The organism is Pseudocolwellia agarivorans, from assembly GCF_002000085.1.
Classification (GTDB): domain Bacteria; phylum Pseudomonadota; class Gammaproteobacteria; order Enterobacterales; family Alteromonadaceae; genus Pseudocolwellia; species Pseudocolwellia agarivorans.
On sequence record NZ_MUZU01000012.1, the window covers coordinates 28,675 to 43,621 of the forward strand.

The window sequence follows — 14,947 nt, forward strand, 5'->3', positions numbered from 1 at the left end:
AGTTATTAACGTGATTTATACAATATAGCTCTGTGGATGAAGGTAAAAAACAAATAAGGATAATAACCCAATCGATTTTATTAACGACTAGGTAGTTAAACAACTCAACCTATATGTGGAATATAATTAGGTTCCGTTTCTTGCCTTTTACGAATAGCATTTAATACAATAACTCTTGTCTGCTCTTTGGCTTCATCTGGTTGGCGTAAACGTATAGTTTCCATCAACTTAATGTGATCAGCAATTGCAGGCATACTTTCTGGCAAGTTTTCATCCATTGTACGATTAAAAGATAATATTAACCCTTTAGAAAGTACGTCACCAATAGCTATCATAAAAGGATTATGAGATGCGATTAATAACGCCCGGTGAAATTTAATATCGCCTTGATTAAATAAGCCTCGGTCTCCTTGCTCAACCCCCTTTTGCATTTCATTACAGGCTTCTTCCATATGAAGCAGGTCTATAGCTGTTGCATTGAGTGCGGCTAGTGCTGAAGTATTTGGTTCAAAAATAAGACGTGCGGCCATTAAATGAGAAGTGTCATTATGATTTACTTCTATGTTACTAAGCCAGCCAAGAATGTCATGGTCGAGCCAATTCCACGTTTCACTCGCGTTAACAATACTCCCTTTTTTAGGCATAATAGTGACCATTTTTTTAGCTGATAAAGCTTGTAAAGCACTACGAACAGTTGTACGTGACAACTTGAAACTTTTAGCTAGCTCGTTTTCACTGGGTAAAAGAGTTCTCTCTTTGTATTCTGAGCTGAGTATTTTTTTAGCAAGTATCTCTGTTAAATTGGCGGTCGCTGTTTTTGTTTCCATATAAACTTATGCAAAAGAATGAATATCAGTTAAGGAGGCTACCTTGATGTTAAGGCAAGTGCAATATGTAACGTTACTATTTAACCTCAACTCGAGATAAGCAAAGTTACTTAAAAAGCTATTTTTACGCCTAACTTCGTTGAATTTCTATCTAATAGCCCGCTATTAGATAGAAAAAATCGCCTTGGTTATACACAAAAACATCAATGTTGAGAGACTAATATAACTTAGGAGAGTAACGATACATATTAAGATTTGAATAAATAAAGCTTTTAATTCGCTAACATTCATTAACCCGAATTTAGGTTATTTAACTAATTAGCTATATCAATTTAAAATACCAAAAATAACAAGAATCTTATTCAATAAACAATAAAGTTATTGTTTGAGCTCATATTGTTAGTTAAAGCTCATAGGGTATAAAGTGCCATGTTCAGGCTTTTCTGATCGTTGATTAACTTCATTAAAGGTAATAACTTCATATAGCACGTCTGATAAAGGGATATTATTATACCCAGAACGTTTATGACCCGTCACATTCTTATAGATGAGGTTATTAGGTCCGGGGGCTTGATGTGTATCAGCTCCACCCGTTGATAAATTATGCCATTTATGAACGAAAGGGATTTTTATTGAGTTTTGTTCAATTAAGTTAAAACCCAAATCAGCGTTATGAAAATTAACGTCTACTTCAAACTCGTTTTGATATAGCACATTATATTTAGCTTCTTGCTGCAGTGCTACGTGCCTAATTTTTCTAACTCGCTCTTTCGTTACTAAAATATATTGACCTCGGATATCATAATAACAATTCCCTTCTCCCCCTTTGTTATAACAACGATACACATCATTGTATCTTAAAGTTAGGTGTCTTGTATTCGTGCCAATCCAAACGGGATCGGTACCAGATTCAAGTATTACAGTGTCTTGCATCCAAGCATTTTTTGTTGAACCGTCGAATTTTACTAATCCAACATACAAACTATCATCTGATATAGGGTTTACTCTATCAGGATTTATCACATTCAATTTTTGTTCATTTCTAAATGGCCAAGCTTCATTAGCGATGGATTCTCCTTCTTCATTATAATTATAACGATCTACTGGCTGATAAGTACCTGCTGAATCCTTTACCTGGTATTTAATTGTTAAATTTTCGATACCGGTGTTTTCTACATTATCGAAATTAAAGGCGAATATTTTACGTTGCCCGTTTTCTTTCCATTTATGATTTAAACGCACAATAATAATCGTATTATTTTTATCTTCACCACGCAAAACAATACCTGATCTCATATTTAATGGTTGATCAAGATAATGAGTACCGCTTTCAACTAAAACAAAAGCGTACTTTTTATTTTCAGGAATAGTAGCATTATCAATTTTACCTTGAAGTGCGTTTATGTCGGTATCAGACACAAATTTTGTAGCCACTTTAACCAAGGACTCGCTGCATGGTATTCCACCTTCTACACCAGCCAATTTCCACATAGATATAGATGAAAAACGAGTATCATTTTTTGTAGGATCATAAACCCAATTAGGATCACCTATACGGTTAGCATCAACGCAGGCATTGGTACTTACAGGCGTTTCTACAGGCGTTTCTACAGGCGTTTCTACAGGCGTTTCTACAGGCGTTTCTACAGGCGTTTCTACAGGCGTTTCTACAGGCGTTTCTACAGGCGAATTTTGCACTGAATTCGTTTGACAACCAGTAAAAAAAATTGATAAAAAGCTAATAAGTAAAGTTGATTTTTTAATATTATTCATAGCAACTCTTATATAATTCAATAGGATAAATAAAAATATCAGTGTAGTAACAAGGTTAATCATTCAATCAAAATATAATATTTATTAAATAACAGCTGAAAAATTAACGATTAAATTAATTTGATATTTGACAAAAGATGGGGGATAAAACACACAGAAATTAAAAAGCCCCTCTTATACCAAGAGGGGCTGTGTGTTAATTAAACTTCATTGGATACAAAGTTCCATGTGCTGGCGTTGCCGATACTTGGTTAACATCATCAAACGTAATAACTTTATAAACAGAACCCCACCAAGGTACATTGTTTTTACCTGCTCTTTTGTGGTCAGTAGAGTTTTTATACGTTGTGTTATTAGGTCCTGGAGGTTGGTGTTGAGCTGCTGCACCTGTAGATATATTATTCCAAAAATGTACATGCGGTAATTTAATTGAGTTACCTTCAATCAAGTTATAACCTAAATCTGCATCATGAAAATTCACATCAACTTCAAAGTTATTTTTGTAAAGCACATTAAATCTTGCTCCTTTTTGCACCGCAACATGACGAATTTTTCTTACTCGCTCTTTTGCAACTAATATGTATTTACCTCTAATATCATAATAACAATTCCCTTCCCCACCTTTGTTATAACAACGGTAAATATCATTGTGTCGGAAAGTTAAGTTTCGAGTATTAGGATATGCGGCAATAGGATCGGTACCTGCTTCAAGTAAGCGAGTATCTTGTACCCACGAATTTTTCGTATTACCCGTAAACAGCATAAAACCAACATATAAATCGTCATCTGCAATTGGATTTTTTTTATTAGGGTTAGAGGCTTTAACTTTTACATCATTAATCCACGGCCATGCTTCGCCAGGAACCGTTGTATAATTTTCAGTATAATTATTACGGTCTAAAGGTTGATAAGTACCATTTGCGTCTTTTACTTCATATTTAATGGTTAAGTTTTCTATACCTGAGTTTTCTACATTTTCAAAAATAAAAGCAAATCTTTTACGGTCATTTCGTTCAAACTTATGTTTTAAACGAACTATTATTTTTGTATTTGTTTTACTTTCACCACGTAAAACAACCCCTGTTTTCATCTTGATAGGTTCAGTTATATAATAAGTACCGCTTTTAATCAGTATATGTACAGGCTTTTTATCAGCAGGTTCATCAACAAGGTTTAATATGCCTTGAATAGTATTAGTAGGCCATACAATATCAGCCTGTGGCACCGATTCTTTACAAGGAATACCGCCTTGAACTCCCGCGTTTTTCCACTGTTGCATAGCAGAAAAAGCCGGATCATTTTTTGATGAATCGTAAACCCAGTTAGGATCACCTGTTCGGTTAGCAGTATTACATTGCGCAAAACTCAATGAACTAAAAGCAACTGAGGCTAAAGCTAATGTAAGTATGGGTGTAGATGGTATCTTATATTTCATTTTAAAATCCTTATAGTTTTTATGATTTATTTAAGATTTTTTCATTAGTTGTTTTATTTGATATTTTGATACTACCGCCAAATATATGATATCTGACAAGGAGGTAAATTACAGTATATTTAAAAGAAGTCAATATCAGTTAAATACCATTGATCAAAAAAAACTGTATAAAAAAACATATAAAATCAACATAAAAATATAAAAAAAACAAATTAAAACAAAAGATTAAATTAATAAAAAAAAGAAGAGTGATAGAGAAATTGGAGGGCTTTAAAATTATTTAGCATAAACTTGTATTATAACAAGATAAATAGTGTCTGTTTTTTAAAACCAAATAAATTCAATATCCGAAACTAAAAAATAATACACTTAGATTAAGATAATAAATTTATGAAGTTTTTACTTATGGGTATTCGCTGCATATTGCAAATACGAACTTAAGAATGACTTATACCAATCACAATACCCCATTGATCATTTATACTTGTTTAAATGGCCAATTACATCGTTATTTATTTAATAATTGAACAACTAGTGATTAAAGTAGATATCCAGCCTACAAGAGAGGTGCTTAGGTTCGGTTTGGAGCGATAAGCCTGCGTATTTGACCATTTATTCTTTCTATAAAATAGGTCAATTCATTCATGCATTTGGTATAAAAGCGTTTATGTTGATAAAAAAACATGCCAGTAATAAATAGGTGGTAGCGAAGATAATTGAATGTTTATCCATACTACCTCAAGTTCGGGCTAAATCCGGCATCTTGAGGTGCCATGGGTATATACAATAACAGTTAAAAATAATTTCTATTGTGTCTGATCATGTCGGTAATTTCTAACACGTAATCAGTACCTCTTTCAGAGTAAGGCAATAAACCTGTGGCTAATATCTCTGGTGTTAACGGTAGTTCTTGTAGTCTTAACTGCCCTCTTATAGTTCTAAAAACGCTATAAGCGGTATTGGTATTAATATTGTGTAAATACTTGGTAATAGCTTCTTCTACACTGCTAAATGCGGCAACTTCATGAAAAGCACCTTCATTTCTACTTCTTGGCACCATGCCACAGCCTTTTTCAAAACACCACATACCAAAAAAGTTCAAACCTATTCTAGCAAAACGAGATGTTCCCCACGCTGATTCATTTGCAGCTTGCGCTAAAACGAGAGGAATAGGCACAATATCAACTTTGAGTAATAGTTTATCTATTTGTGCCAGTACACCAAATTGTGTTTTACTTTTGTATTTAAGACTCAATTTAGCCAAAAAGCTTTTGTCTGCTTTAGTTAATTTGGGATCGATTAAGTAACGTTCTTTTATTGCTAACAATTTATTTCTTTGACTTAAGATCTTATTATTTTGTTTTTCTACCGCTGGTTTAATAAAGGCAAAGAATGTACGTTTTTTTTCTTTAACATCTTTAATTTTAGAAAACTTAGGCAGTTTTACATTATGCAACGGTTTTTCGATCGGGATAATTTTTACGTCAGGCGCTTTTTTAATTGAAGTATCAACAGGTGGTTTCATAAACGTAAAAGGAGCAATTAATGCCGCGATAAAAAACCCTATTAACAACCAACAGCTTGCTACTTTAAAATAATGTAAAGCTCGATTCGTTTGATCTACCATATAGTATTAAGCAGAAAAATTTCCACTATCTCCTTGAATTGGGCCTTCAGACGCATTGAGTTGCACACCAAAAATTTCGCGATACAAGATCCCTTTAGTGTTATAAAAAAGAGGAGCTAAATACGTAAGTGCAAATAATAAAAATGCTGCGCCAATAATTTCAAAGCCAGACTTAAATAATAATAGCAGAGGAAAAGTAGACAGTAATAAAGCCATAAATAAAATGCCATAAATAGCGAGTAACTTAAAAAACTGAAAACGTAATGATTTAACACTTAATATAATCGCTTTAATTGGCATCATATTTTTTTCAATGACTAATGGCACAGTTAAAGACAGTGTTACTAATAAAAAGATCCCAGGTAAAATCAATAAATTAAACCCAAGTGATGATAATGTTGATGAAAGCAAAGCACATATAGCAATAACAGCACCTTTATTTAAAAAAGAAAAGACTAATTTAGGCTGAGTTTTTAACCCTACAGCATGAAATACGCCCATCATTTCAATTCCGGCAATAAAAGGAGAAACGGCTAAAGTAACTAACACATTAATAATGTACTGCGCTTTCATATCCTTTAGAGCATTTTCGACTCCACCTAAATACTGACTAGCAATAAATACAATGAATAATGATATTACGGTACAAATTAGTATACCTACAATAATAGGGAGCCTTGATTGACTAGTAATACTCCATGCTTCTTGCAGCACTGACTTTATATCTATTGAGTATTGGCCTTGCTTTGCACTTTCAACGTTACCACCCACATTGATCATTTGATTTTTTTCCACGAAAAAGAATACCTATTTATAAGCTGCGATATTAGGGTCACGCAGTATACCTATTATTAGTTTATGTTTCAGCTAGAACCGTTTAGAAGCTGTAACGGTTCAAAATAAAATTATGATTGTTTTATGTTTTTAAGTACTTGTTCAAAATATGATTTGCCTTTTTTTTGCGCTAAAGCAATATTATTGTCTGGAATATTTTCAGGATTTTTATAGGTTGATAATACTCGCGTTAGGCTTTCTTCTCTTAAAATATGAATAACAGGATACGGCGAACGATTAGTGTAATTTTCCGCATCGTCAATACCCACGCCATCAAAATAATAATCAGGGTGAAAAGTCGCAAATTGAAATACGCCATCATATTCTGAATCAATAAGCAGTTCGTTAGCATAGTCCACAAGTTCTAAGTATTGCTCAAACGACTTAAAACCTTGATCAAATATCACTAAGCTTGTTTCAATTTGAATATTACGTTGTAAATAATGACATTGCTCAAAAAGCTCTGTTAGAGCTAATTTAAGCTTTTTCTGATGAGATAAATAATAATAAATCGTATCATTAACCAGTTCTTTTTTTGCAAACGGACAAAAGTTAAGCCCAACAATAATGTCTTCTATCCATTGTCGTGTTTGTGATATTTCACGGGGTTCTTTATTCATTTTATATTCGTATATTTATTAAAGTTAAATAGTTAACCTGAACTCGGCTTAACATTAGCTAGATTGTTGTAATTGCCACATATTGTAATAATGTTCTTTCTTAGTGATTAAGGTTTGATGGTCGCCCTCTTCCACAATTTCACCTTTATTCATTACAATAATATTGTCGGCATCTACAATAGTTGATAAACGATGAGCAATCACTAAACTCGTATGACCTTTTGCGACCGTTTGAATAGCACGTAAAATAGCTTGTTCTGAATGACTATCCAGTGATGATGTCGCTTCATCAAACACCAAAATAGCAGGATTTTTTAATATAGTACGTGCAATAGCAACACGTTGTTTTTCGCCACCAGAAAGCTTTAAACCACGCTCTCCTACTTTAGTTTGATCTCCGTCGGGTAACGACGCGATAAAACTTGATAAATGTGACAACTCTATCGCTTTTGCAACCTCTGCATCTGTCGCATTGGTATTACCGTATTTAATGTTTTCAAATAAGGTGTCGTTAAACAACACCGTATCTTGAGGCACAATACCAATATTTTTTCTTAATGAATGCTGGCTAACTTGATCAACAGCCTGATTATCTATTGTTATTTCCCCCTGATTCACATCATAAAAACGAAATAACAATTTAACTAAGGTTGACTTACCTGAACCACTTTCACCTACAACCGCGACTTTTTGACCCGGTTTTATTGAAAATGAGATGTTTTTTATAATGGGCCTTTTTTCATCATAAGCGAACGACACATTTGAAAACTCAACCTGTCCGCCATTAATAGTCAACTCTGTAGCATTGTCTTTATCTTTGACTTTGGGTGTTTTTAATAACAAACCAAACATATGTTCAATATTCGCCAGAGATCCTTTAACTTCTCGGTAAATAAAGCCAAGAAAGTTAAGAGGAATAAACAACTGCATCATAAATGCATTTATCAAAACAAAGTCACCTAAAGTCATGTGCCCATAAGTAACCTGATAGGCCGCTAACCCCAGCATTGCTGTCATTGATACTGAAATGATAATGGCTTGACCACCATTTAAAGCAAAGAGCGATAAACGATTTTTCTTTTTAGCTTCTTCCCAATTTTCTAATTGATGATCATAGGCCTTAGCTTCATATTCTTCGTTAGTAAAATATTTAACAGTTTCGTAATTAAGTAGGCTATCTATTGCTCGCGTGTTACTCGATGAGTCAGCTTTGTTGGCTTCTCTAATAAATTCAGTACGCCAGTTAGTGGCTTTCACCGAATATAAGATATAAAGCGTAATTGAAGTTGCGGTAATTAAAGCAAACCATATTCCGTAATTTACAAATAAAATACCAATAACCATGACGATTTCTAATAAGGTGGGAATAATATTAAAGACCATAAAACGCATTAAAAAACTAACACCAGAATTACCACGATCAATATCTCGTGATAATCCCCCTGTTTGACGATTTAAATGAAAATCTAAATCAAGATCATGTAAATGCTTAAATACCTTTAAACCAATGCGTCTAATGGCTCTTTCGGTTACACGACCAAATAAAGTGTCTCTTATTTCTGCAAATAAAACGATCGATAGTCGAACAAGGCCATAAGCGGCAACTAGCCCAAATGGTACGAGGTAAATCTTGCTTTCTTGTTGTTGATCTAATGTATCAACCACATCTTTTAATATAAAAGGTAAATAAACACTCGCGACTTTAGTTAACACTAAGCACAGTAAAGCTAGGGCTATTCTGGCTTTAAACTCCATCATATAAGGAAGTAACATTTTAATTACTCGCCAATTAATCTCTGTGGCTTCATTTTCATTAAAACGACTTGGACGCATATTTAATTTACCTTAAAAAATAATGGGCTAACCATATAGTGTTTGAGTTTTCAGTACAATGGGATACTGCGAGTTTAGTATGAGAAAGCTTTACTACTGCCGCACAGCATTTTATGCTGAGTAGTAATATTGAACATTACCTTAAAAAATCAGCCAGCTTTTTAATTAACCTGAATTCGGTTTAATCAGTTAAAGATGAGAACACCTATGTTAAAAATTTTATCGACACTCTTTGATCGGTGTTTGTTTACTCTTACTTTTATTGTAGGTGTGCAACTTCCTGAATTTATTCAGCAATATTCACAAAGGCTATCAGGACATTTAAACGAAGCATTATTACAATTAAACGAATACCAGCTAATTGCTAACCGTCATTTTGACGGAAATTTAAAAACGATGATAGAGAAGTATTTACTAAACAGCGAACCTTCTATTAAAGAAACCGGTGAGATCATTATGAATACATCAACTCGAGCATCAGATTTACAAGCGCATTTATTTAATATACAAGAAACTGATTACATTAAACGAGTTTATTACTTTATTACAGAATTTGATGAGTCTATGGTTCAAGCCACCTTTGAGCAATACCAGCTCGCTATTCCTTTAAACTTACCCGCTTTTACAACAGGCGTAGGCTTTGCTTTACTAATACTTATAATGGGTCATTTATCTTTTTATCTGACAAAAACCACTACACGCTCAGTAATAAATAAAATGTCAAAAAAATCGGTAACACCAATCATTGAAAGTAAAAACAACTCAACCGATACCTAAACAACCCGAATTCGGGATAAATATATTCGAATATAAAAAAGGCTGCAATAATGCAGCCTTTTATAAAAGTATATGAAAACGAATTTCTTATCCGTTACCGTCTTCAACACGACTTTTAAGCTTTTGACCCGGTCTGAACGTAACTACCTTACGCGCAGAGATAGGAATATCTTCGCCTGTTTTAGGGTTTCTACCCGGACGTTCACTTTTAACACGCAGATCAAAATTTCCAAATCCCGAAAGTTTGACCTGCTCACCGCTTTCTAACGTCTCACGTATTTCTTCAAAAAATATTTCAACCATATCTTTTGCGTCGCGTTTGCTAAGACCGACCTTTTCATACAAATGTTCTGCTACTTCTGCTTTGGTAAGCGCCATTGCTCAATCCCTCAGTGATGCGTTTAATTGAGTTTTTAATGAATCTACCACTCGATTTACAACATCAGAAATGTCTTTTTCTTCAAGTGTTTTCTCATCATCTTGTAGTATCATGGCTATCGCGAGGCTTTTAAAACCTTGCTCTATGCTTTCACCACGGTATACATCGAACAAGTTTAGATCAATTAAATAATTTCCGCCAACCTTTTCAATAAGTTGTAACACTTTTTTTGCATCAACCTCTTCTTTTACTACTACTGCGATGTCACGTCGGTTAGACGGAAAGCGAGATATAGCAGCGGCTTCAGGAATTTTAGCTGTTAAAATTTCAGACAATAATAGTTCAAAAATTAATGTTTTACTGTTTAAGCCTAATTTACGTTCTAATTCAGGATGTAAGGTGCCAACATAACCAACAAGAGCACCATTACGATAAATACCTGCCGTTTGGCCTGGGTGTAATGCGCTCACTTCTGCTTTTGAAAATTCATAAGCCGAAGCATCAGCTGTTAATGAAAGTAATGCTTCAACATCAGCTTTTATATCGTAAAAGTCTGTTGCAGCTTTTTCCATATCCCAATGTTCTTCATTACGTTGACCTGTAATAACACCGGCAAGCATGTTGTCTTGTCTTACACCGTTTTCAGCAGACTCGTCAGGAACAAAACGTAAACCAGTTTCAAATAAACGTAGTCTGTTTTGTTGACGGTTTTGGTTATAAGCAACTGATTGTAATAGCCCTGTCCATAAACTTAGGCGCATTACTGACATTTCTGAAGAGATAGGATGAGGTAATGTCATCACTTCTTGATCAGGATGTAATAAGGCTTGAACTTTAGGGTCAACAAAACTGTAAGTTATAGCTTCTTGATAACCGCGATTAACTAAAGCATTACGCAATTTGCTTACACTTAAGTTAGCTTCTTTATTGGCACACATGCTTAATGTTGCTTTAGGCGAAACATTAGGTATGTTGTTGTAACCAAATATACGAGCAACTTCTTCAATTAAATCAACTTCGATTTTAATATCAAAACGGTAAGCTGGAACAGTAACTTGCCATACATCATTGTCAAAGCTAATAGTAAAACCTAAACGAGTAAGAATATCAGCAACTTGTTTATCACCAATGTGGTGACCAATACGAGAGTCTAATTTAACTCTACGTAAACTGATTTGCTTTTCTTGAGGGATATTATCGTCAGACTTAGCTTCAGTAATAGGACCAGCTTCACCACCAACAATTTCAAGTAGTAATTCAGTTGCACGATTCATCGCATCAAGTTGTAATTGCGGATCGACACCACGCTCGTAACGATGAGAAGCATCGGTATGTAAACCGTATTGGCGTGCTTTACCTAAAATAGCTAATGGGCTGAAAAAAGCACTTTCTAAGAATATGTTTTTAGATTCAGATGTAACACCTGAGTTTAAACCACCAAAGATACCTGCCATTGCTAATGCTTTATTATCGTCTGCAATCACTAAAGTTTCAGTTGAAAGCGTGACTTCATTTTCATCTAATAAGGTTAATTTCTCTTCTTTATTAGCGAAACGTACGTTAATGCCACCTTCGATTTTATCTAAATCAAAAGCATGCATTGGGTGACCTTGCTCTAATAAAACGTAGTTTGTTACATCAACTACTGGATCGATTGAGCGAATACCACAACGTCTTAATTTTTCTACCATCCATAAAGGTGATTGAGCGGTTACGTCAATATTTTTAATCACACGACCTAAATAACGCGGACAGGCTTTTTCAGCAGACAATGTAATAGTTAACTCGTCAGTGATCGTAGCCGCTACATCATTAATAGCAGGTTCAGTAACCGCTAAACCATTTAATACACCTACTTCACGCGCTAAACCTTTAAGGCCTAAACAATCACCGCGATTAGCCGTTAAATCAACATCAATAGTTACATCGTCTAAATCTAAATATTCACGAACACACAGTCCTAATGGAGCATCTTGCGCTAATTCAAGAATACCGTCAGAACTATCAGCTAAACCAATTTCTGATTCGCTACACAACATACCGTGAGAAGGTACGCCACGTAATTTAGCTTTTTTAATTTTAAAGTTGCCAGGTAAAACTGCGCCAACAGTGGCTACAGCAACTTTAAGCCCTAAACGACAATTTTTAGCACCACAAACAATATCAACTAACTCACCGTCGTTGAAATCTGGTCCTAAATTAATTTTTGTTACTTGTAATTTATCAGCATCAGGATGTGGTCCACATTCAACCACTTCCCCGATAAGTACACCGGTAAATTCACCAGCTACAGGTTCAACAGCATCAACTTCTAAGCCAGCCATTGTAATTTGATGAGACAACTCATCTGAAGATAAAGCAGGATTAACCCACTCTCTTAACCATGATTCACTAAATTTCATTGTTGGCTTTCCTACTTGAACTGTTTTAAGAAGCGAAGATCGTTTTCAAAGAATGAACGTAAGTCATTCACACCATAGCGAAGCATAGTTAAACGCTCTACACCCATACCAAAGGCAAAGCCTGTGTATACTTCTGGGTCGATACCAGCAGATTTCAATACATTAGGGTGAACCATGCCACAGCCTAATACTTCTAACCATTTGCCATTCTTACCCATAATATCAACTTCTGCTGAAGGTTCTGTAAATGGGAAATAAGATGGGCGGAAACGGATTTCAACTTCTTCTTCAAAAAAGTGATGTAAGAAGTCGTGTAAAATACCTTTAAGATGAGTAAAGCTAACGTCTTTATCTACCATCAAACCTTCAACCTGATGGAACATAGGTGTATGTGTTTGATCGTAATCGTTACGGTATACTTTACCCGGAGAAATAATTCTTAATGGTGGCGCTTCTTTTTCCATTGTACGAATTTGTACACCTGAAGTTTGCGTACGTAACACAAGCTTAGGATTAAAATAGAAAGTATCGTGATCTTGTCTTGCTGGATGATGCTCAGGAATATTTAACGCATCAAAGTTGTGAAAGTCATCTTCTACTTCAGGGCCTTCTTTAACAGAAAAACCTAAGTCACCAAAAAAGCTTTCAATACGTTCGATAGTGCGAGTAACTGGATGCAAACCACCTAACTCGTTTCCACGACCAGGTAATGTTACATCTATAGATTCAGCCGCTAGCTTTTGTTTAATCACTTCAGCACGTAATAATTCACCACGCTCAGTTAGTAATTTTTGAACGTGCTGTTTAGCTATGTTAATTACTTGCCCTGCTTTAGGTTTTTCTTCTTTTGGTAATTTACTAAGCCCTTTCATTTGCTCTGTAAATAAACCTTTTTTACCTAAAAAGTTAACACGTACTTGATCAAGTGCAGCAGGATCGGTAGCAGCAGCTATTGCTTGTTCTGCCTGCAAGATAATATCGTCTAAATTCATGATTTCCTCTAAGCACCCTACTGGAAAGTTAAGGCTTTGGGTAGACTAATTTGATTAATAAAATGGAGACCGATTCTACACAATTACGATGAAAAAATGTAGTAAAAATAGGAGTTTTTAATGATTTACGCGTAAATATACCGCTATTGATGATATGGAAAAGATAAAATGAATTTACAGCCACCTAAAGAAGACCTTTCTACCTTACATGTAGCCAAGTGCCAGTCACAAATTCTTTTCACTATGGCTAGCCCTAAACCAAATCCAGCACCTGAACTCGTCTCACTATTATCACTGAGAGATTCAAGTCGATAAAAGGGTTTAAACACTTTACTTACTTCATTTTCAGCAATGCCTACCCCATCGTCTTCAATCACTAAATGTAACTTTTTAGTATCAGTTTCTAATGAGATATTTATAGTGTTGTTAGCATATCGCGTCGCATTCACTAATAAGTTTTGGATAACTCGCTCAATGAGTTTGGCATTACATACATATAAAAGTGAAGTAGGAATATTTTTACTGATATTAAGAGGACGAACAAAAACCAACTTACTTAACTGCTGATTAACTAATGTAGATAAGTCTACTGATGACTTTTCAATTTGTTGATTTACATTTTCAAGCCGAGCGTAACCTAACATTTCATCTATAAGCGTTTCTATTTCTTTAATATCTTTTTCCATCTCTTTAACGGCTAATTTGTCTTCAGCAGGCAATAAAGCTAAAGCAAACCTTAACCTCGACAAAGGTGTTCTCAGTTCATGAGAAACCGCATTAACAAGGTGCTTTTGATCAGAAAGAAGTCGTTTTATGCGATGAGCCATTTGATGAAAGGTTAAAACAATATGATTAATAGGCGATATTGAATGCGGTATAAGTTTAACTTCATGTTCACCGTCAGCAATCGCGGCAGCCATTGTATTTAGCTGATGTAAGTCTCGCCATAACGGTTTTATCCAAATAGCAACTACTCCTGCTAAAAGTAAATATGAAAACGCAAGAATAATCCATTTTATATACACATCCGCAGGTGATATTTGGTGATTAACAAATGGCCCTATTTGATACAAACGTGTTTCATTAGCCACTTTGACGTAAAACACAACATCGTCTTGCTCATTGTATTGAGCAACTGAATGCCCTAAGTTTAACTGGTTAAGTTGTTCGTCTAACCATGCTACATCTGAAATAGGAATAACACTCACTGGAACTTTTAATGATGATGAGACTAATTCAATTTCATGTTCTGATGGAGAAATAAGATGAGGTAATAACTCGATAAAATGCTGTGACTTAACAATTTCATCGCTTTCGTTAGCGTAAAGTGACCATAACTGTTCAGACACAAGATTAATGACTAATAATCCGCAAATAATAACAACATACAAATTAATAAATAAACGATTCAATACAATCCCTTAAAAGCAACACTTCTGAATCTTACA

At 34.6% G+C, this 14,947-nt stretch carries 12 protein-coding genes; 1 reads left to right on the forward strand and 11 read right to left on the reverse strand.

All coding sequences use genetic code 11. The features are described from left to right. Nucleotides 1-104 precede the first annotated feature (104 nt). The 7 genes from B0X80_RS16510 to B0X80_RS16540 all read right to left on the reverse strand — a co-directional run bounded on the left by B0X80_RS16510 (nt 105) and on the right by B0X80_RS16540 (nt 8,949). A complete protein-coding gene (locus B0X80_RS16510) occupies nt 105-827 on the reverse strand; it encodes a FadR/GntR family transcriptional regulator (protein WP_077342296.1) in 723 nt (240 codons plus the stop codon). 399 nt (nt 828-1,226) lie between these two features. Next, the gene (locus B0X80_RS16515) at nt 1,227-2,600 is read right to left on the reverse strand and encodes a superantigen-like protein SSL4 (protein ID WP_077342298.1); all 1,374 of its coding nucleotides are present in this window, start codon (nt 2,598-2,600) and stop codon (nt 1,227-1,229) included. A gap of 196 nt (nt 2,601-2,796) precedes the next feature. Continuing rightward, nucleotides 2,797-4,035, reverse strand: a complete 1,239-nt coding sequence (locus tag B0X80_RS16520) for a hypothetical protein (protein ID WP_077342300.1) — start codon at nt 4,033-4,035, stop codon at nt 2,797-2,799. Nucleotides 4,036-4,828: 793 nt separating this feature from the next. Further along, nucleotides 4,829-5,662, reverse strand: coding sequence for a glucosaminidase domain-containing protein (locus tag B0X80_RS16525; protein WP_077342302.1), 834 nt, complete (start codon nt 5,660-5,662; stop codon nt 4,829-4,831). Between the two features lie 6 nt (nt 5,663-5,668). Then, on the reverse strand, nt 5,669-6,457 hold the full coding sequence (locus tag B0X80_RS16530; protein WP_077342304.1) for a hypothetical protein: 789 nt from the start codon (nt 6,455-6,457) through the stop codon (nt 5,669-5,671). 110 nt (nt 6,458-6,567) lie between these two features. Next, nucleotides 6,568-7,116 carry a DUF1415 domain-containing protein gene (locus B0X80_RS16535; RefSeq protein WP_077342306.1) on the reverse strand — a complete coding sequence of 183 codons (549 nt, stop codon included), beginning with the start codon at nt 7,114-7,116 and terminating at the stop codon, nt 6,568-6,570. A 54-nt stretch (nt 7,117-7,170) separates the two neighbouring features. After that, nucleotides 7,171-8,949, reverse strand: coding sequence for an ABCB family ABC transporter ATP-binding protein/permease (locus tag B0X80_RS16540; RefSeq protein ID WP_077342308.1), 1,779 nt, complete (start codon nt 8,947-8,949; stop codon nt 7,171-7,173). A gap of 207 nt (nt 8,950-9,156) precedes the next feature. On the opposite strand from B0X80_RS16540, the gene B0X80_RS16545 reads away from it, so the two are divergent. Beyond that, nucleotides 9,157-9,726, forward strand: a complete 570-nt coding sequence (locus tag B0X80_RS16545) for a DUF2937 family protein (RefSeq protein ID WP_175623969.1) — start codon at nt 9,157-9,159, stop codon at nt 9,724-9,726. Nucleotides 9,727-9,813: 87 nt separating this feature from the next. Here the strand turns inward: B0X80_RS16545 and B0X80_RS16550 are convergent, their stop codons facing one another. The 4 genes from B0X80_RS16550 to B0X80_RS16565 all read right to left on the reverse strand — a co-directional run bounded on the left by B0X80_RS16550 (nt 9,814) and on the right by B0X80_RS16565 (nt 14,911). After that, nucleotides 9,814-10,104: an integration host factor subunit alpha gene (locus B0X80_RS16550; RefSeq protein WP_076418055.1), complete on the reverse strand. Its 291-nt coding sequence runs from the start codon at nt 10,102-10,104 to the stop codon at nt 9,814-9,816. A 3-nt stretch (nt 10,105-10,107) separates the two neighbouring features. Beyond that, complete coding sequence (gene pheT, locus B0X80_RS16555) at nt 10,108-12,507, reverse strand: phenylalanine--tRNA ligase subunit beta (RefSeq protein WP_077342312.1); 2,400 nt, start codon at nt 12,505-12,507, stop codon at nt 10,108-10,110. An 11-nt stretch (nt 12,508-12,518) separates the two neighbouring features. Next, complete coding sequence (gene pheS / locus B0X80_RS16560; RefSeq protein WP_076418053.1) at nt 12,519-13,499, reverse strand: phenylalanine--tRNA ligase subunit alpha; 981 nt, start codon at nt 13,497-13,499, stop codon at nt 12,519-12,521. Between the two features lie 143 nt (nt 13,500-13,642). Continuing rightward, a complete protein-coding gene (locus tag B0X80_RS16565) occupies nt 13,643-14,911 on the reverse strand; it encodes an ATP-binding protein (RefSeq protein ID WP_077342314.1) in 1,269 nt (422 codons plus the stop codon). Nucleotides 14,912-14,947: the final 36 nt, after the last annotated feature.

Bases quoted from the DNA above. Each gene is read 5' to 3' on its own strand.
- B0X80_RS16510 (WP_077342296.1), bottom strand. From the start codon at position 827: ATGGAAACAAAAACAGCGACCGCCAATTTAACAGAGATACTTGCTAAA.
- B0X80_RS16515 (WP_077342298.1), bottom strand. From the start codon at position 2,600: ATGAATAATATTAAAAAATCAACTTTACTTATTAGCTTTTTATCAATT.
- B0X80_RS16520 (WP_077342300.1), bottom strand. From the start codon at position 4,035: ATGAAATATAAGATACCATCTACACCCATACTTACATTAGCTTTAGCC.
- B0X80_RS16525 (WP_077342302.1), bottom strand. From the start codon at position 5,662: ATGGTAGATCAAACGAATCGAGCTTTACATTATTTTAAAGTAGCAAGC.
- B0X80_RS16535 (WP_077342306.1), bottom strand. From the start codon at position 7,116: ATGAATAAAGAACCCCGTGAAATATCACAAACACGACAATGGATAGAA.
- B0X80_RS16540 (WP_077342308.1), bottom strand. From the start codon at position 8,949: ATGCGTCCAAGTCGTTTTAATGAAAATGAAGCCACAGAGATTAATTGG.
- B0X80_RS16545 (WP_175623969.1), top strand. From the start codon at position 9,157: ATGTTAAAAATTTTATCGACACTCTTTGATCGGTGTTTGTTTACTCTT.
- B0X80_RS16550 (WP_076418055.1), bottom strand. From the start codon at position 10,104: ATGGCGCTTACCAAAGCAGAAGTAGCAGAACATTTGTATGAAAAGGTC.
- pheT (WP_077342312.1), bottom strand. From the start codon at position 12,507: ATGAAATTTAGTGAATCATGGTTAAGAGAGTGGGTTAATCCTGCTTTA.
- pheS (WP_076418053.1), bottom strand. From the start codon at position 13,499: ATGAATTTAGACGATATTATCTTGCAGGCAGAACAAGCAATAGCTGCT.